Here is a 17,460-nt window from a genome sequence, read left to right on the forward strand (position 1 = left end):
GTGCCCGGCGACCGTCCGGCGGGCGCCCGGCGCGGGCGGGACCGGCGGGCCCGGGTCGTGCCCGGCCCCCAGGGCAGGCGGCGCGCCGACGGCGCCCGCCCCACCGCGGCGGTCGTCGGCGGCGGCATTGCCGGGCTGGCGGCGGCCACGGCACTGGCCGAGCGCGGCGTGGCCGTCACCCTCTACGAGCGGCAGCCCTACCTCGGCGGCCGCGTCGGCGGCTGGCCCACCCGTCTGCCGGACGGCACCCCGGTGACGATGAGCCGGGGCTTCCACGCCTTCTTCCGTCAGTACTACAACCTGCGCGGACTGCTGCGCCGTACCGACCCCGCGCTGGAGCGGCTCACGGGTCTGCCGGACTACCCGCTGCTGCACGCCGGCGGGGCCCGGGACGGCTTCCGGCGCATCCCGCGCACCCCGCCCTTCAGCGCCCTCGGCTTCGCCCTGCTCAGCCCGTCCTTCGGGCTGCGCGACCTGCGCGCCCTGGACCCGGTGGCGGCACTGCCCCTGTTCGACGTGCGCGTCCCCGACGTGTACACGCGGCTGGACGGCATCAGCGCCCATGACTTCCTCGACGCCGTCCGCTTCCCTGACCAGGCCCGTCATCTGGCCTTCGAGGTGTTCTCCCGCAGCTTCTTCGCCGATCCGCGCCGGCTGTCCGCGGCCGAGCTGGCGCTGATGTTCCACATCTACTTCCTCGGCTCCGCCGAGGGCCTGCTGTTCGACGTGCCCCGGGCACCCTTCCCGGTCGCCCTGTGGAACCCTCTCGCCGACTACCTGAGGGGGCACGGCACCGTGGTGCGCACGGGCACACCCGTCGACCACGTGGCACCCCACAGAAACGGCGGCTACAGGATCACCACCGACCAGGACGAGACCCACCACGACGGCGTCGTCCTCGCTCTGGACACCACCGGACTGCGCTCCCTCGTCGCCCGCTCGGACCGCCTGGGCGACGCCCCCTGGCGTGAGCGGATCGCACGGCTGCGCACCGCCCCGCCGTTCCTCGTCACCCGCCTGTGGCTGGACCGGCCCGTCGCCGCTGACCGGCCGGGCTTCCTGGGCACCAGCGGGTTCGGCACCCTGGACAACATCAGCGTCCTGGAACGCTGGGAGGACGAGGCCGCCCGCTGGGCCACGCGCACCGGAGGATCGGTCGTGGAACTCCACGCCTACGCGGTACCGCCCGACGCACCCCGCGACGTCGAGGAGAAGCGCCTCGTCGAGCAACTGCACCGGGTCTACCCGGAGACACGGGCGGCCACGGTCGTCGACAGCCGCCACGAATGGCGCGAGGACTGCCCGCTGTTCCCCGTGGGCGGCTACCTCGACCGCCCCACCGTGCGCACCCCCGACCCGCGCCTGACGGTAGCAGGCGACCTGGTGCGCACCGACCTCCCCGTGGCGCTGATGGAACGGGCGGCGACGACCGGCTTCCAGGCCGCCAACACTCTGCTGGAGCAATGGGGTCTGCGGGGCCAGACCCTGTGGACCGTCCCGGACCGCGGCCGCAACGCGGTCTTGCGGGGGCTGGCGCGGTGGGTGAGCGGATGAGGGAGGCCCGCAGAGGGGCAGGAAGAAGTCCGGTCGGGAAGAGGGTTGCAGGGTCCGCTCCCGTGGGAACGGAGGACTCGTCTTGCACGACGTCGTCCGGGCCACGCCCGGCCTGGGTGACGCGGCGGCCGACACCTTCGGCGGGCACACACTGCTCGCGCCGGCCGAGTGGCCGCCGGTCGGCGAAGTATGGCTGGGGGGCGGTCCACCGCTCCGTCGTCCTCGCGGCCCGGGTGCTCGCGCCGCCGGACGACGAGCCGTGGGACCGGCTCTGGGCGGCGATGCGCGACCTCGCCGGCGTCCAGGGGGGCGACCATGTGCGACGGGTCGTCTGGTCCGGATGACGGCCCGGCCCGGCCGCCCTCAGTCCGCCGACCGGGCAGCGTGGGCGCGTACATCGCCGCCCCGGCTCCTGAGCGGCACGCCCGCTTCACCGAGCACACGGTGCACGAAGCCGTACGAGCGGCCGTGAGCCTCCGCTATCACGCGGATCGAGCGCCCCTCCTCGTACTCCTTCTTCATCACTTCGGCCAGCTCCCTGCGCGCCGTACCCGTGATCCACTTCCGCTTGTCCACGACGATCTCCTCTCGCGACGTCGGATGTGATCACCGGCTGCCCGACTCGCCGCGATCCATGTCGCCGATCCGGCGTCCGCTCCCGGCTAGAACGCGTACCTGATCCGCAGCCAGGGCGCGTGCGTGGCAACGAGCCTGCGCAGGGCGTCCACCGCCTCCGCCTTGACACCGTTGCGGTAACGGACGTTCAGGGCCCCGTTCTGCGAGCGCTTGGCCTGCTGGAGGCCGGGCTGCCACAGCAGTTCCTCGCCGCGGGGGTGCCATCCGAGGTTGACCTCGTGCAGGTCCTCGTTGTGGGTCAGCATGATCACCTCGGCCGCCGCCTGCCGCTTGACCGGATCAGGCAGCACATCGTCGAGGTGTCTCAGCAGCTCGGCCCATGCCTCCTGCCAGCCGGGGCGCAACACGACGGGGGAGAGGTTGAAGTGCACCTCGTAGCCGGCCTCCAGGAAGTCCCCGGCGGCCGCGACGCGGTCGGCGACCGGCGAGGTGCGCAGGTCCAGGAGGCGGGAGTCCTCCGCCGGCATCAGGGAGAACCGGATCCGGGTACGGCCGCGCGGGTCGCAGTCGAGCAGATCGGGATTGACGAACTTGGTCGCGAAGGATGCCTTGGCCGTGGGCCAGTGCCGGAAGGCGTGCACCAGATCGGCGGTGTTGTCGCAGATCAGGGCGTCCACCGAGCAGTCGCCGTTCTCCCCGATGTCGTAGACCCAGGCCGTGTCGTCACACTGGTTCGGCTCGGGCTTCCTGCCCTGGCGTGCGATGTGCCGGCCGAGGTGCGCGATGATCCGGTCGATGTTGGTGAAGACGGTGATCGGATTGGCGTACCCCTTGCGGCGCGGCACATAGCAGTACGCGCACGCCATCGCGCAGCCGTTGGAGGGCCCCGGCGCGATCCAGTCGGCCGAGCGGCCGTTGGGACGGGTGGTCAGGGTCTTCTTCTCGCCGAGGACCAGGGTCTCGCCCTTGACGCGGATCCAGCGCTCGACGTTGCCCTCGTTGCCGTGCAGCCCGGGGATGCCCCAGTGGGACGCCACCTCGATCAGACGGGCCTGCGGGAACCGGTCCAGGATCTGCCGGCCACGGGGCGAGGCGGCGGCGGCCGGCTCGGCGTAGATCTCCCGCACGGGCAGCAGCCGACGGGCCTTGGCACTGGCACGGAACGCGGGGCCCCCCGAACCCCGGCCGCGGTCGGGCTGCGCGGCGCCGGGTGCGCCCAGGGCCTCCAGGCCGAACAGGGCGTCGGAGCCGTCGTCCGCTGCGGCGTGCGTCATCCAAGGGCTCCGGGAAGTGGCTCGGCCGTTGCGGTGCGTGTGTGTCGGTGCTGGTCGGGTCCACTGTAGGACGCTCACGCGCCTGGCGCGGCGGCACGCGGTCACGGGCGCGTGGTGGACTGCGCCACGCGATGACACGCGTGTGCGGCGGTGCCACGCCGTCACGCGCGCGCAGAGCGGTGTCCGGTGCCCGGCTGAACGCGCGACGGCCGGGTAGACGAGTGCTACGCGCCCCGGAACCGCCCTGCGGTCCCGCGACCCGACGGACGACAAGGAGCCTCATGGCCACCGTGATGGAACGGATCAAGCAGTTCGCGCGCAGCCCGCAGGGGCGCCGCACCATGGAGCAGATACGGCGCCAGGCCGCCGACCCGCGTCGGCGCGCCCAGGCCCAGCGCCTCTTCGAGCGGCTCCGTTCCCGCCGGTGACGCGGACGCGCCGGAAGTGACGGCTGACACGTTTGCCGTACGCCGGAGGCATGACTCGCGCAACGCGGGGTAACGGCCCGACCAGGACGGCCCAGGGGCACGGAGCGGGCCGGCACGATCAGGGAAGGTTCGCGATGGCGACGCGCGTGGGCGCGACGCCGGACACCGGTACGCCACTGCCGCAGATCACCGCCCCGCAGAAGATCGCCCCTGAGGCCACCCGTACCCTCACCCAGCTGTTCCTCCAGCGGCTCACGGGTTCCCTTCCTGGTCGGCATAAGCGCCAGCGTTACGGTCGGTTGCTTGCCGTGGGCCGGCCCGCCGCAGATGTCCCGAACGCAGCGACCTGCCACTGTCTGCCGACCTGATGGTCACAAGACCATCCACGGGTCGACTGCTGACCCCGCGTCTGGGAATCCGGCCAGGTTGCCTGAGGATGGCCTCGGCGAGTCGGCGGCCGCCGTGGTGCCGCCGCCAGCAGGCATGGGTGAGAGGTGGCAGGGCATCCGGGTGAGGAGCCGGGGTTGCCGCCCGTCGACATCATGGCCCTAGGAGGGGTGACAGGGTGAAGGGCTTCCGCAGCTTCATCCTGCGCGGCAATGTGGTCGACCTGGCGGTCGGCATCGTCATCGGAGCGGCGTTCACCGCAGTCGTCAACGGCTTCGTCAGCGCCTTTTTGACCCCGCTCGTGGGGCTGGCCACCGGTGTCACCGGCGACATGGCCCACAAGACCTTCACCGTAGGCGCCACCAAGTTCCCCTACGGAGCTTTCATCAACGCGGCGATCAGCTTCCTCCTCATCGCCAGCGCCCTGTACTTCCTCGTCGTACTCCCGATCAACAAACTGCACGAGCGCCTCGCTCCCCACCACGACGTCCAGGCCCCCAAGCGGGACTGCCCCGAGTGCCTCAGCCCCGTCCCGGCCCAGGCCCGACGCTGCGCCTCCTGCACCGTCCCCCTGCCCGCGGTGCCCGCCCAGGCCGGGGAGACAACTCAGCGGGCCGGGTGACCGGACCCCTGATCGATCGGTGACAGCCGGACCACCTCGGTTCTCAACGCTTGGCCGGGTTGCCCCTGCAGCCGCGGCGCCGGCGTTCGGCATTCCCGCCCTCTGGGCTGCGGGCCTGCCGGAGCCGGGCCGGGCGTCCAGGCACTTGTCGGAGCGGATCACCGCCACGACGGGGGAGGCGTTTCGTCTGCGGTTTCCCGCCTCGTGCGCGGTGCTCGACGCGCAGATGACGACCTTGGACGAGGTCGTGCACCTGGTCGGCGTCGTCACCGGCTCCGCCGCCACCTTCACCTCGCGCGAGGTGAAGTCGGCCCGGACGGCGGTGCGGGCCGGTCCGGCCCCTGTGCGCTGCCTGGCACGATGCTGTTCATGCAGCCGCTGCCCGTTCGGTGCCCTGCCGGCCTGGTCCCGGACGCTACAGGCGTCGATGCCTTCAACGCCGCATACATAGCCGCAGCGCGCGGTATGTGTCGGCCTGGAGCGCCAGTGGACGGTGAAGGCGGACACGCTCATCGCCCCGGGTTACAGGGTCGACGTCAGCGCGTACGACGCGGTGCGCAACGCGATGATCCGGCTGATCCGCCCCGACTCCTCTGCCGGTCCTGTCTACTTCGTGCTGCACGACGTCGACGGTGAGCGGCGAGCCAGCGGGCTGACGGCCGCGTTGCACGCCGCCCTGTACGCCGACCTCGTCCCACTGGCCCACTGGCCCGCGCTGTTCCCGAGACCTGTGCCTGATCTGCGGCTGTCGCGTGTCACCGCACTGCGAACTCGTCGGATCCCCCGACAAGCTCTTGTAATGTGGGTTTGTCCAGGGCGGCTCGGCATCCATGGAGCAGATCATCTCTACCGACAATGCCTCGCAATCCCAGCCCGAGACCGCAACGCCTGGCGTTGAGAAGGGTGCACGGGCTCAGGGTTCTGTGACCGCTCTGCTGGTGGCGGCCGCTCTCACCTATGCCGTGGACCTCGGCAGCAAGGTTGTGGCTGTCTCGCGGTTGGAAGGTCGGGAGCCCGTTGCCATAGCAGGCCGCGTGGTGACGCTTCAGGTGTTCCGTAACGCGGGTGCGGCATTCAGCTCGGGCCAGGCTTTCACTGCCGTGTTCACGGCGATCTCGGTCGCGGTTGTCCTGGTCATCGCGCGCGTCGCACGCAGGCTTCAGAGCTTTCCGTGGGCTGTCGCTCTGGGCCTGTTGCTCGGGGGTGCGCTCGGCAACCTGACCGACCGGATCTTCCGGGCGCCCGGCGTCTTCCGTGGCCACGTCGTCGACTTCATCTCCGTCGAACACTTCGCGGTGTTCAACCTCGCCGACTCGGCCATTGTCTGCGGCGGTGCCCTGGTGGTCCTCCTGTCGTTCCTGGGCACTTCCCTGGGCGGCTCGCCCCCGCACGACCGGCAGAGCCGGATCACTCTCGCTCCGCGATGAGATGCTCCAGACCTGAGAGCTCGACTGCCGTGCAGCGCGGGCCCGGTGTCCCCTTCGGTAAGGGCTCCGGCTGCATGCACGTCGAGCCCGAAAGCACATCCGCGCCGGTGGTGCGGTCACCGGTGCAGCGCCACCACGATGTCCACCACCGCCCGGGCCCGCTCCACCCGCTCATCGCGCAGGGCCTGTAGAGCCTGGATGACGTCCTTCGGTCTGGGCAGCCAGCGCCGGGTCGTGGAGCGCGCATTCGCCCGCCTGCGCTGGTTCCGCCGCCTGCGGAGCCGCTGGGAGATCCGCGACGACATCCACGAAGCCTTCCTCACCCTGGGATGTGCACTCATCTGCTGACGACGGCTGCGCTCATGCTGTTGATCTGTCTAGCACGTTGGACGAGGGGACTGAGGGTCGGGAGCGCATGCTGCTTCCTGGGCGGCCATCACCTCATCGCCGTGCTCGAAGGCCCATGCGCCGACGGCGTCGATGGGCGCCAGCAAGGTCCGGCCCAAAGCGGTGAGCTGGTACTCGACCCGCGATGGGTGGTCGTTGTCTGCCTGCCGGTCGACCAGTCCGTTGAACTGCAGCCGGCGCAGAGTCTCGGTGAGGACCTTGGAGCTGATGCCCCCGATCCGCTCTCGTAGTTCGACCGGGCGCCTGGGGCCATCGCGCAGTGCCCAGAGCACCACGGCGTTCCAGGTGTTGGAGAGCAGGTCGAAGGCGAGGCGGGCGCGGCAGTCGGCGAGGAAGGCGTCGGTTGTCACGTACCAAATGGTGCCCGAACGGCCATCTAACGTCGGCGAGAACGATCGAAGCAGGCACGGAGAGGGACCGCGCGATGAGAATCGGTGTACTGGGCACGGGCAACATGGCCGACGCGCTCGCCACCCACTGGGTGCGGGCCGGGCACGAGGTCACTATCGGGGGACGGGACCCACACAAGGCTGAGCGGCTCGCGACGCGCATCGGGGGCGGCGCGAAGCCTGCCAGTCTGCGCGCGACGGCCGCCGCCGCTCAGGTCGTGTTGGCCGCGCTGCCCTTCGGGGCGGGAGTAGACGTGGCGCGGGACTTGCACGCGGCCCTGGAGGGCAAGGTGCTGCTCGACTGCTCCAACCCGGTCGGGCCGGGCTTTCGGCTGCTGACGGAAGGAGGCCCTTCAGCCGCGCAGCAACTTGCCGCGGCGGCACCGGGAGCCCATGTGGTCAAGGCTTTCAATCTCTGCCACGAGGACGTGTGGCGCATGCGGCCGCCCGTCTTCGATGGGCGACCACTGGCCGTGCCGGTCTGCGGAGACGACGAGACTGCCCTCGCGCGTGTAAGCGAGTTGGTGCAGGACGTGGGCTGCGAACCCGTGGCTGGAGGCGGTCTCGAACGTGCGGGACTCCTGGAAGCGACCGCCGCGCTATTCATCGCCCTGTGGGTCGGCGAGGGAGTGGATGCGCAAGCGATCGCACCACCGCTGGCATACGCGGCCGGGCCGAGCCACCAGGAAACGGAAGACGGCACGGCGGCTTTCCGTTAGGGGAAACACATCGCCTTTCTGGCACCGCTATATGAGCATGATCCCGTGGCGAACCGGTCGCCCGCCGCCACTTACCGATCTTGCTCACCAATCGCATCCCCCGCCTCCCCCCCGCCAGGAGGCAAGGTTGTCCCGGGTGATGAGGGTGGAGGGGTGGTTCGAGCCCAGCACTCGCGTCTGGTCGGTGAGAAGTTCAGCGAACGCGGTGGCTGCGCCGGCCGCAACCCCCCGCCTCCCCTGACATCTGCCCCGGGGGGCACATTGGCGCTCGCGCCATCCGGTGACCGACGAGGCTGGTTCTGTCCCCGTAGCCACATCCGGAGCCGACCCAGTTGTAGGCAGTCACGTGATCGCCCGAACACGCCGTAGAAAGAGACCATGACTGCCACACCTGTCACTCCAGGTGGCACTTGCACACAGCGTTCGGCCCTGACCAAGCGTCACTCGACGGTCGGCGCGTGTGTGAAGTGCGCGGCGTGCACGCACACTTGGGGGGTATCGGTTTTTGGAAAGGACGCTGCATTCATGGGCCTGACCCGTCGGCTTCTCATACTGCTCTTCGCACCCCTGCTCGCCCTGATGGTGGCGCCCGTGCTGGGGACCGGTTCGGCAGTTGCCGCACCGCAGGCGAAGACGATCTCGATCGCCCAGGCCCGCGGCCTGCCGGTCGGGACAGTGGTCACCGTGGCGGGTTCGGTGACGACTCCCTCCGGTGCCTTCGAATCCAGCTTCGGCGACAAGGGATTCGGGCTTCAGGACAGGACCGCCGGTATCTACGTCAGGCTGCACAGCGAAGTGCATGCGTACCCGCGTCAGCGTGCACGCATCACCGGCACGCTGCGGGACAGCTCCGGACTGCTGACCCTGGTCCCGGCCGATCCTTCCGATGTCGAGCTCGGTCACAAGGGCCGGCCGGTGAAACCGGAATGGGTCGGCACCGCCGGGGTCGGAGAGGCCACCGAGGGGCGGCTCGTCAAGGTCGTCGGCAGGATCACTCAAGCACCCACGAGCGACCTCCCCTACGGGTACAAGCTGCCCGTCGACGACGGTTCGGGCCTCGTGCCGGTCTTCGTCAATGTGCAGACGGGCATCGACGTCTCCGGCCTGAAGCAGGGGCAGAGGGTGCGGGTGATCGGCTTCAGCAGCCAGTTCGGCACCCACTACGAAATCGATCCGCGGTCGCCGCACGACATCGCGGTGGTCGGGGCCTGATCGCCGGAGGGGCGGAGCGGGATGACGGGGGCGGGGTAGTCCTGGGTATTGGGTCGCCGGAGGATGAGGACGGCCGCCGCAAGGGTCATCTGCTCCGCGAGCACTGTCGGCGATGGATACCTCGGCAAGCACGGCCACGCCGACCATCTCGCGCTGTGCGTGCCGTCGTAGCGCGGTCGGGACCGGTGAGGCCCACCTTCGCGACAAGCATGGTGAAGGGCGTGGGAGCCCTTCGCCTTCCCTGCGCGGACGGTGATGCTCGGCAGTCCTGCGTCCAGGACTTCCGGGCTGGCGGCGGCATACGGCTGCCAGCCCGCTTGGGCGGGATCGAAGGTGGTGCCCCAGGTCTGAGCGGCGGAGGAAGGACTGCCCGCAGCAATCGAGACTTGTTTCGGGATGCGGGCCGACGGGGGAGACGGACGCCCCTCGGCGGGGCACCCGCCGACTCCTACACAGAAGGACATGCCATGCTCGCGGCACATAGCCGAGTATCGGCCGCTTGGCGGCCGATACTCATGCTCGCTGTGCTCCTCGCCTGACTGCTCGCCGGCACGGCGCCCCACACCCGTGCAGCAGCTGGGCTCCTGGGACCTGGCCAGAGCCATTCCCCTGGGCACGACTGCCAGCGCGTACCCGCACTGGGCGGCCAGCATCCGGCTTCGCGTCGGCACCACCGTGCAGTGCAACCAGGCCACCGCCACCACCAACTGGGGCCAGAACCTCTACGTCACCGGCAACCTGCCCGACCTCGGCAACTGGGACCCCGCCAAGGCCCTCCCCCCGGCCACCGGCCCCAGCACCTACCCCCTGTGGTCCGGCCCCCACCAACTGCAGCCCAACCACGGCGGACGACGTCCTTGCCGAGCTCGGCGACGCCGTCGACTTCGTGCTGGAGGGCGGCCGCTGCGAGGTCGGCGTCGAGTCCACCCTCGTCGACGTCACTGGTGAGACCCCGGCCATCCTGCGACCCGGCGGGGTGACGCGCGAGGACCTTGAAGCAGTGCTGGGGCACCCGCTCACTGCGCCTGCGACCAGTCGCGTCCGGGTGCCGGGCCGGCACCCGCCCCACTACGCACCGCGGGCGCGGGTCGTCCTGGTCGAGCCTGAGAAGGTCGTCGCCGAAGCGGAAGTCGCTTCCGGCCTGGGGCACCGGGTGGGCGTCTTCCTCCCCGGCGCATTCGCCGGGGCGCCGGTGAAGGCGCACGCCGCGGTGGAGGTGCCCGCCTCGGCGGCCGCCTACGCGCGGCCTGTACGGGTTCCTGCGCGAACTCGACCAGAAGGGATGCGACCGCATCGTCGCGTCCTTGCTGGCGGAGGAGGGGCTGGGCCTGGCGATCGCCAACCGGCTCCGCCGCGCCGCGGGGCCCCGTACAACCGTGTGACCACCCCCGAGCACCCACGCCTGATGGGCGGGCTGCCGGGCGCGTGCCGATCCTCGCCTGAGATTCTCCTCTTCTCCCGCAGTGGCAGCCCGCGGCCCTACCGGCTCGGGCGCGGCCGCGGGCTGGATCCGCGATCTTCTGGGTGAGCGGGGCCGAGTCAGGACGCGGTGGGACCCGCGACGTCGAGGCCGCGGGTGGCGACGAGCTGGGCGCTGCCCTCGGCCAGCCGGTAGGACAGGCCCACCACGCCGAGGCGGCCGTCAGCCACCCGCTCGGCCAGGACCCGGGAGCGTTCCAGCAGCAGGTCCACGGTGTGCTCGATGTGCTCGGCCAGGATCTCCTCGGCGCTCTCACGTCCGGCGGCGCGGGCTGCCAGCACGCTCGGGGTGACCCGTTCGACGACGTCGCGGACGAAGCCGCCCGGCGTCTGCCCGTTCTCCAGGGCGGAGCAGGCGGCGGCGACGGCGCCGCACGAGTCGTGGCCAAGGACGACGACGAGCGGCGCGTTCAGGACGCAAGCGCCGAACTCGATGGAGCCGAGCACCTCCGCCCCTATGACGTGACCGGCGGTGCGGACCACGAACAGGTCGCCCAGGCCGCGGTCGAAGATGATCTCAGCGGCCAGACGGGAATCGGAGCATCCGAACAGCACGGCGAACGGCTGCTGGGAAGGTGCGGTCTCGGTGCGACGGACGGCGTCCTGGTTCGGGTGCTCGGGCGTGCCGGAGACGAAGCGCTGGTTGCCGGCCATGAGCAGCTCGAAGGCCTCGCGGGGCGACGGCGTGTGGATCTTCTCGGTCATGGCGGCAGCTTACGAGGCAGCACCCGCCGCGGCTGCCCCAGGCCCACACCGTGGACGGCATCACGCACCGCCTCCACACGCAATATCGTCCCGTAAAGTGATTGTTTGTCCGGTCGTATGAGCCGCGCCGGATCACGTCGCACCGGCTGGAGGGAGGAGCGGTTGTCCGAGGGCACGGGGCTGGGGCGGCGTTTGCTGGACCACCTCTTGACCGAGGCGGTGCGGGACCTCGGCGCGCACGCCGCCGGGGTGTACGTGCTGGCTCCCGGGGAGGGGGTGCTCACGCTGGAGGTGATGACCGGGCTGCCGGTCGAGTTCGCTCAGCCGTGGCAGCGGATCTCCCTCGCCTACCCGGTGCCGGTGACCGACGCGGTGCACGTCCGGGACCTGGTGTGGGTGGACTCCCAGGAGGAGCTGGCGCGCCGCTACCCGCGCGCCGCGCTCGTCCTGCCCTACCACTTCGCACTCGCCGGTGCCCCGATCCTGCACGACGGGACGGTGGTGGGGGCACTGCTGCTGCTGTGGCCCGGGCCTCGGCACGACCTGGTGCCCGCGGTGAGGGCCGGCGTCGCGTCGGTGTGCGCGTTCCTCGGCCACGTGCTGGCCGCGGCCGAGCAGACGGGACAGCCGCTGGCCCCACTTCCGGCCGCACGCACCCTGGCACGCCCCATGACCAAAGACCCCGCACCCCCGGCGGCAGCAGATGTCGCGGCGGGCTACGCCGAGCGGCTGCCCGAGCCCGGCGTCGCGCTCGACCTGGACGGCCACATCACCTTCATCACCCGCGCCGCGGCCCGCCTGGTGGGCGCCGGGGAGCAGCGCCTGCTCGGCGCTCTGCCGTGGGAAGCGCTGGCGTGGCTGGACGACCCGGTATACGAAGACCGCTACCGCGCAGCCGTGATCAGCCGTCATCCCACCTCGTTCACCGCCCAGCGTCCCGACGGGGCGTGGCTGCGCTTCGAGCTGTTCCCCGACGACACCGGAATCAGCGTGCGCATCACCCCCACAGCCGGCCCGGCCGACGTAGTCGCCGCTGAGCCGTCCCAGGCCGGCACAGCCCTCGGCACGCCGCCGCGGGTGGGGGCGCTTTACCACCTGATGCATCTGGCCGGCGCGCTGACCGAGGCGGTGGGGGCCGAGGATGTGGTGCGGGTGGTGGCGGACACGGTGCTGCCCGCGTTCGGCGCACAGGGACTGACGGTGCTGGTCGCTGAGGGCGGGCGGCTGCGGATCGTGGGTTACAGCGGCTACCCGGCCGAGGTTATGGACCTCTTCGACGGCACTCCGCTCACCTCGCCCACCCCTGGGGTGCGGGCCCTGACAGAAGGGGTGGCGGGCTTCTTCTCCACCCGCAAGGACCTGGCGCGCGCGTTCCCGGCTCGCGCTCAGCGGGAGGACGGGATGGCGGCATGGGCGTTCCTGCCGCTCATCGCCTCCGGCAAACCGGTCGGCACCTGTGTCCTGGCCTTCGTCCAGCCTCACGTCTTCGCGCCGGAGGAGCGGGCGGCGCTGACCTCGCTGGCCGGCCTGATCGCCCAGGCGCTGGACCGCGCCCGCCTCTACGACACTGAGCACGCCCTCGCGCAGAGCCTGCAGACCGGTCTCCTGCCGCGCGCCCTCCCGGACGTCCCCGGTCTTGAGGTGGCGGCGCGCTACCTCCCTGCCACGCATGGCATGGAGATCGGCGGCGACTTCTACGACCTCATCCGCCTGGACGCCACCACCGTCGGGGCGGTCATCGGCGACGTTCAGGGCCACAACGTGGCTGCCGCCGCCCTGATGGGCCAGGTCCGCACCGCTATCCACGCCCACGCCACCGCCGGCGCCGCCCCCGACGAGGTCCTCACCCGCACCAACCAGCTCCTGTGCGACCTCGATCCTGGACTGTTCACCAGCTGCCTGTACGCCTGTATCGACCTCGCCGCCCACACCGTGTGCCTGGCCACCGCCGGCCACCCGCCACCGCTCCTGTGCCTCGACGCCATCACGAGCATCGTGCAGTTGGAGCCCGGTCTGCTGCTCGGCATCGACCCCGGTGCCATCTACCCCACCCACACCCTCGCCCTACCGCCTGGGGCGGTGCTGGCCCTGTTCACCGACGGCCTCGTCGAAACTCCCGACGAACCGCTGGATGCCCGCATCACCGCCCTCGCCAACGCTCTGGGAGGCGGACCGACCGACCTGTCCACCCTCGCCGACACCCTCACCACAGCGATGCGCGCCGGTGACGAACGCACCGACGACGTCGCCCTGCTCCTGCTCCGGCCAGCCCCATCCACCTGATCCGTCCTGCCGGCGTCAGGGTGTCCGCCGTACCGAATCCCGCGCTCGGCGTCCACCCCCTCCGGCAGCCGCCACACAGGGCCTCTTACCCACTCGGAGGAGCGCGGGCCCGAGGTGGACAGGAGCGTTGCCTGACCGCATGTCGTCTCGGTGCCGCAACCATGGAACCCGCACCGGAAGCTGTGACCACCGCCCTGCCGGACGCGTACTGGCTCGCACCCGGCTCACCCGCCCGTTGTCCGGTGCCCTGCCTGGCCGGTGCTCCGCGGACAGATCACGGGCTCGGGGCCGGGTGCGATGCGCAGGAAGACGCAGCGCTTGGACAGCGGAGTGAGGACCGCTACTTTCAGCGGGGTACGAGTGGTGGCCTGGATGCGGGCGAGCCAGGAGCGTCCGGGCACCAGGATCGTCGGCTCTGCCGGCCACTGGGCGAGTGCTTGAGGATCGGGGCACACCACACCGGCGAGCCGGAACTCGCGGCCCGGGTGGGGCCTGCTGTAGACGAGCAGCCCGTTGCCATGGCTCTGCCCGCCGTCCTCGACCGTCTTGCCGGAGACGGTACGGACCAGCTGCGTGAAGGCGGGCCACACCTGGGCGTCTATACCGGCGTGCCCGAGGAATGCGGCCTGACGTGCCTGGTCGGCCTGCCGTTCCTGTGCTTGCAGCAAAGCCCTGCAGCCGCTGTCCGGCGGCAGCAGCATGCGCGGCGGCACAACGGCGGGCCTGCTCGGCGCCCCCGGCACGCGCAGCTGCCTCGGTGTCCGCCTCCAGCCCTGAACCGGCGGCCGCCAGTTCCACGTACGCGGGGGCCGTCCACCACACCGTGCCGCCCGGCCGGTGTGGGGATGCACACGCCTCTGGAGATCCACCGGATCGCCTCGCCGAGCGGGCAGGTGATGTGGTTCCAGCCCGGCTTCGCCGCCAGCGTGCGCGGGGCCCATGTGTAGCGCGACAGGCCATGCCGCACCGTCCAGCCGGCCCCGCGCGGCTTTTCGGGCCTCTGGCTGAGCCGGAGCGCGGGCGGGCCGGGGCGTGCTGCACGTTCTTCGCGCCCTTGGGCGAGCTCGAGTGACAGCTCGGCTGTGGCACACACGAGGGCGCGGACCCGCTCTCGTTCCGCGGCGAGTTCGTCCTTGGTCTTCGCCAGGGCGTCCCGGGCGCTCAGTCGGAGGTACATGAGCTCAGCGCCGGTCAGGGACCGCGTTCCGCTCCAATAGGTCCCTCATCCGCTGGGGGCGGGCGAAATCACGTCCCAGCGGCGGAGCGTGGACGCGTTGCACGAGGATGGAGCAGATGCCCGCTCCCACCTCGGTGACGACCGGTAGCAACAGTCAGACCAGTGCTCCCATGGGCGCGCCTCCTTCGGGCCGTGTGTGCGGACGCCTTTCCGGTCTCCGTAAACGGGGTCAGTCCTGGCCTTCTGGCTTCGTGGCGTGTTGCTGACGTGGGCTTCCAAGCTTCTTTCGACGGATGCTCCGTCTGGCTGCGCGGCAGGGGTGGCCCGAACGGCCCTGTTGGGTACCCGGCGTGGCGGCAGAGGGTAGGGCTTACAAACCGGCACGCACGGCACCCGCACCCCCGCCCCGACGCGGAAAGGACCCCCGATGTCCGTCGACACGCAGCAGACGCCCGTCCAACTGGAGGAGGATGAGCTGAGGTCGCTGGACGCTCACTGGCGCGCCGCGAACTATCTGTCCGTAGGCCAGATCTACCTCATGGCCAACCCCCTGCTCACCGAACCCCTCCGTCCCGAGCACGTCAAACCGCGGCTGCTGGGCCACTGGGGCACCTCGCCCGGCCTCAACCTCGTGCACACCCACCTCAACCGCGTCATCAAGGCCCGCGGCCTGGACGCCCTGTGCATCTGGGGGCCCGGTCACGGCGGTCCGGCCGTGCTGGCCAACTCCTGGCTGGAGGGCTCCTACACCGAGACCTACCCGGACGTCACACGGGACGCGGGGGGCATGGGCCGACTGTTCAAGCAGTTCTCCTTCCCCGGCGGGGTGCCCAGCCACGTCGCCCCGGAGACCCCCGGTTCCATCCACGAGGGCGGCGAACTCGGCTATTCGCTCGCCCACGCCTACGGCGCCGCCCTCGACAACCCGAACCTGCTGGTCGCCTGCGTGATCGGTGACGGCGAGGCGGAGACCGGGCCGCTGGCCGCCTCCTGGCACTCCAACAAGTTCCTCGACCCCGTCCACGACGGCGCCGTTCTGCCGATCCTGCACCTCAACGGCTACAAGATCGCCAACCCGACCGTCCTGGCCCGGCTGCCCGAGCACGAACTCGACGAACTGCTGCGCGGCTACGGACACGCCCCCCTTCACGTCACCGGCGACGACCCGATGGCCGTCCACCGGGCGATGGCCGCCGCGATGGACGACGCACTGGAGCGCATCGCGGCCATCCAGAGCAGCACCCGCGAGGGCGGCGTGGCGGAGCGGCCGCACTGGCCGGTGATCGTGCTGCGCACCCCGAAGGGCTGGACCGGCCCGGCCGAGGTCGACGGACTGCCCGTGGAGGGCACCTGGCGTGCCCATCAGGTCCCGCTGGCCGCAGTCCGGGACAACCCCGAGCATCTGCGCCAGCTGGAGCAGTGGATGCGCTCCTACCGACCGGAGGAGCTGTTCGACGAGCACGGCGCACCGCGCCCCGAGGTACTCGCCTGCATCCCCGAGGACAGGCGCCGGCTGGGCGCCACCCCCCACGCCAACGGCGGCCTGCTGCTGCGCGAGCTGCCCCTGCCACCCCTGGAGAAGTACGCCGTCGAGGTCGACAAGCACGGCGCGACCCTCCACGAACCCACCCGCGTCCTCGGCGCCCTGCTCCAGGACGTCATGCACGCCACGAGTGTGCGGCGCGACTTCCGCATCGTCGGCCCCGACGAGACCGCCTCCAACCGTCTCCAGGCGGTCTACGCGGCCAGCGGCAAGGCGTGGCAGGCCCAGGTGCTCCAAGTGGACGAGCACCTCGAGCGCCACGGCCGGGTGATGGAGATTCTCTCCGAACACACCTGCCAGGGCTGGCTGGAGGGCTACCTGCTGACCGGCCGGCACGGGCTGTTCTCCTGCTACGAGGCGTTCGTGCACATCGTCGACTCGATGGTCAACCAGCACATCAAGTGGCTGCGCACCACCCGTCGGCTGCCCTGGCGCGTTCCCATCGCTTCCCTCAACTACCTGCTGACCTCGCACGTGTGGCGCCAGGACCACAACGGCTTTTCCCACCAGGACCCCGGCTTCGTCGACCACATCCTCAACAAGAGCCCCGAGGCCGTGCGGGTGTACTTCCCGCCGGACGCCAACACCCTGCTGTCGGTCGCCGATCACGCGCTGCGCAGCAAGGACTACGTCAACGTGATCGTGGCCGGCAAGCAGCCCTGCTTCGACTGGCTCTCCATGGAGGAGGCGAAGGTCCACTGCGCGCGCGGCGCGGGTATCTGGGAGTGGGCGGGCACCGAGGACGGTACCCGTGAACCGGACGTGGTGCTGGCCTGTGCCGGCGACGTCCCGACCCAGGAGGTGCTGGCCGCCGCACAGCTGCTGCGCCGCCACCTGCCCGAGCTGGCCGTGCGGGTGGTCAACGTCGTCGACATCGCCCGGCTGCTGCCGAGCGAGGAACACCCGCACGGGATGAGCGACTTCGAGTTCGACGGCCTGTTCACCCCCGACAAGCCGGTCATCTTCGCCTACCACGGCTACCCGTGGCTGATCCACCGGCTGGCCTACCGCCGCACGGGTCACAGGAACCTGCATGTGCGCGGCTACAAGGAGATCGGCACCACGACCACGCCGTTCGACATGGTGGTCCGCAACGACCTCGACCGCTACCGCCTGGTCATGGACGTCATCGACCGTGTACCCGGGCTCGCAGTCCGAGCGGCGGCCGTACGGCAGAACATGGAGGACGCCCGGCAGCGCCACCACGCCTGGATCCGCGAGCACGGTATGGACCTGCCCGAGATCGCCGACTGGACCTGGGACGGCTGAGCGGCTAC

At 70.9% G+C, this 17,460-nt stretch carries 15 protein-coding genes and 2 pseudogenes; 12 read left to right on the forward strand and 5 right to left on the reverse strand.

Annotation, left to right across the window (positions count from 1 at the left end; translation table 11 throughout):
• Complete coding sequence (locus ACFVIU_RS37975; protein WP_385848286.1) at positions 1–1,554, forward strand: FAD-dependent oxidoreductase; 1,554 nt, start codon at positions 1–3, stop codon at positions 1,552–1,554.
• Positions 1,555–1,917: 363 nt separating this feature from the next.
• On the opposite strand, the gene ACFVIU_RS37980 is transcribed toward ACFVIU_RS37975, so the two are convergent.
• Entirely contained in the window at positions 1,918–2,130 is a 213-nt protein-coding gene (locus ACFVIU_RS37980; RefSeq protein WP_385848287.1) for a helix-turn-helix domain-containing protein, read from the reverse strand.
• An 86-nt stretch (positions 2,131–2,216) separates the two neighbouring features.
• On the reverse strand, positions 2,217–3,404 hold the full coding sequence (locus ACFVIU_RS37985) for a spore photoproduct lyase family protein (RefSeq protein WP_385848289.1): 1,188 nt from the start codon (positions 3,402–3,404) through the stop codon (positions 2,217–2,219).
• A gap of 281 nt (positions 3,405–3,685) precedes the next feature.
• Here ACFVIU_RS37985 and ACFVIU_RS37990 point away from each other — a divergent pair, with 281 nt between their 5' ends.
• From ACFVIU_RS37990 to ACFVIU_RS38010, 5 genes and pseudogenes are all read left to right on the forward strand, one after another.
• Positions 3,686–3,832, forward strand: a complete 147-nt coding sequence (locus ACFVIU_RS37990; RefSeq protein ID WP_385848290.1) for a hypothetical protein — start codon at positions 3,686–3,688, stop codon at positions 3,830–3,832.
• A gap of 134 nt (positions 3,833–3,966) precedes the next feature.
• A complete protein-coding gene (locus ACFVIU_RS37995) occupies positions 3,967–4,200 on the forward strand; it encodes a hypothetical protein (protein WP_385848292.1) in 234 nt (77 codons plus the stop codon).
• Between the two features lie 197 nt (positions 4,201–4,397).
• Positions 4,398–4,841 (forward strand): large conductance mechanosensitive channel protein MscL, encoded by a 444-nt coding sequence (mscL, locus tag ACFVIU_RS38000; RefSeq protein ID WP_385848293.1) that lies wholly within the window; start codon positions 4,398–4,400, stop codon positions 4,839–4,841.
• An 830-nt stretch (positions 4,842–5,671) separates the two neighbouring features.
• Complete coding sequence (gene lspA / locus ACFVIU_RS38005; RefSeq protein WP_385848295.1) at positions 5,672–6,268, forward strand: signal peptidase II; 597 nt, start codon at positions 5,672–5,674, stop codon at positions 6,266–6,268.
• A gap of 210 nt (positions 6,269–6,478) precedes the next feature.
• A pseudogene (locus tag ACFVIU_RS38010) lies at positions 6,479–6,616 on the forward strand (IS5/IS1182 family transposase); the annotation flags it as partial.
• A 29-nt stretch (positions 6,617–6,645) separates the two neighbouring features.
• Here ACFVIU_RS38010 and ACFVIU_RS38015 read toward each other — a convergent pair.
• Positions 6,646–7,026, reverse strand: a complete 381-nt coding sequence (locus ACFVIU_RS38015) for a winged helix-turn-helix transcriptional regulator (RefSeq protein ID WP_385848296.1) — start codon at positions 7,024–7,026, stop codon at positions 6,646–6,648.
• 74 nt (positions 7,027–7,100) lie between these two features.
• Between ACFVIU_RS38015 and ACFVIU_RS38020 the strand changes: the two genes are divergently transcribed.
• From ACFVIU_RS38020 to ACFVIU_RS38035, 4 genes and pseudogenes are all read left to right on the forward strand, one after another.
• Positions 7,101–7,784, forward strand: coding sequence for an NADPH-dependent F420 reductase (locus ACFVIU_RS38020; protein WP_385848297.1), 684 nt, complete (start codon positions 7,101–7,103; stop codon positions 7,782–7,784).
• A gap of 525 nt (positions 7,785–8,309) precedes the next feature.
• A complete protein-coding gene (locus ACFVIU_RS38025; RefSeq protein WP_385848298.1) occupies positions 8,310–8,996 on the forward strand; it encodes a hypothetical protein in 687 nt (228 codons plus the stop codon).
• Positions 8,997–9,458: 462 nt separating this feature from the next.
• Entirely contained in the window at positions 9,459–9,944 is a 486-nt protein-coding gene (locus ACFVIU_RS38030) for a carbohydrate-binding module family 20 domain-containing protein (protein ID WP_385848299.1), read from the forward strand.
• A pseudogene (locus tag ACFVIU_RS38035) lies at positions 9,829–10,378 on the forward strand (L-threonylcarbamoyladenylate synthase); the annotation flags it as partial. The gene ACFVIU_RS38030 and the pseudogene ACFVIU_RS38035, both read left to right, overlap by 116 nt.
• Before the next feature lie 157 nt (positions 10,379–10,535).
• On the opposite strand, the gene ACFVIU_RS38040 reads toward ACFVIU_RS38035, so the two are convergent.
• Positions 10,536–11,180 carry a carbonic anhydrase gene (locus ACFVIU_RS38040; protein ID WP_385848300.1) on the reverse strand — a complete coding sequence of 215 codons (645 nt, stop codon included), beginning with the start codon at positions 11,178–11,180 and terminating at the stop codon, positions 10,536–10,538.
• Positions 11,181–11,342: 162 nt separating this feature from the next.
• Between ACFVIU_RS38040 and ACFVIU_RS38045 the strand changes: the two genes are divergently transcribed.
• Positions 11,343–13,463, forward strand: a complete 2,121-nt coding sequence (locus ACFVIU_RS38045) for a SpoIIE family protein phosphatase (protein ID WP_385848301.1) — start codon at positions 11,343–11,345, stop codon at positions 13,461–13,463.
• 224 nt (positions 13,464–13,687) lie between these two features.
• Here the strand turns inward: ACFVIU_RS38045 and ACFVIU_RS38050 are convergent, their stop codons facing one another.
• On the reverse strand, positions 13,688–14,164 hold the full coding sequence (locus ACFVIU_RS38050; RefSeq protein ID WP_385848302.1) for a hypothetical protein: 477 nt from the start codon (positions 14,162–14,164) through the stop codon (positions 13,688–13,690).
• 903 nt (positions 14,165–15,067) lie between these two features.
• On the opposite strand from ACFVIU_RS38050, the gene ACFVIU_RS38055 reads away from it, so the two are divergent.
• A complete protein-coding gene (locus ACFVIU_RS38055) occupies positions 15,068–17,452 on the forward strand; it encodes a phosphoketolase (protein ID WP_385848303.1) in 2,385 nt (794 codons plus the stop codon).
• The last annotated feature ends 8 nt before the right edge of the window (positions 17,453–17,460 follow it).

The sequence above is a fragment of the Streptomyces sp. NPDC127190 genome (assembly GCF_042672505.1).
In the GTDB taxonomy this organism is placed as follows: Bacteria; Actinomycetota; Actinomycetes; order Streptomycetales; family Streptomycetaceae; genus Streptomyces.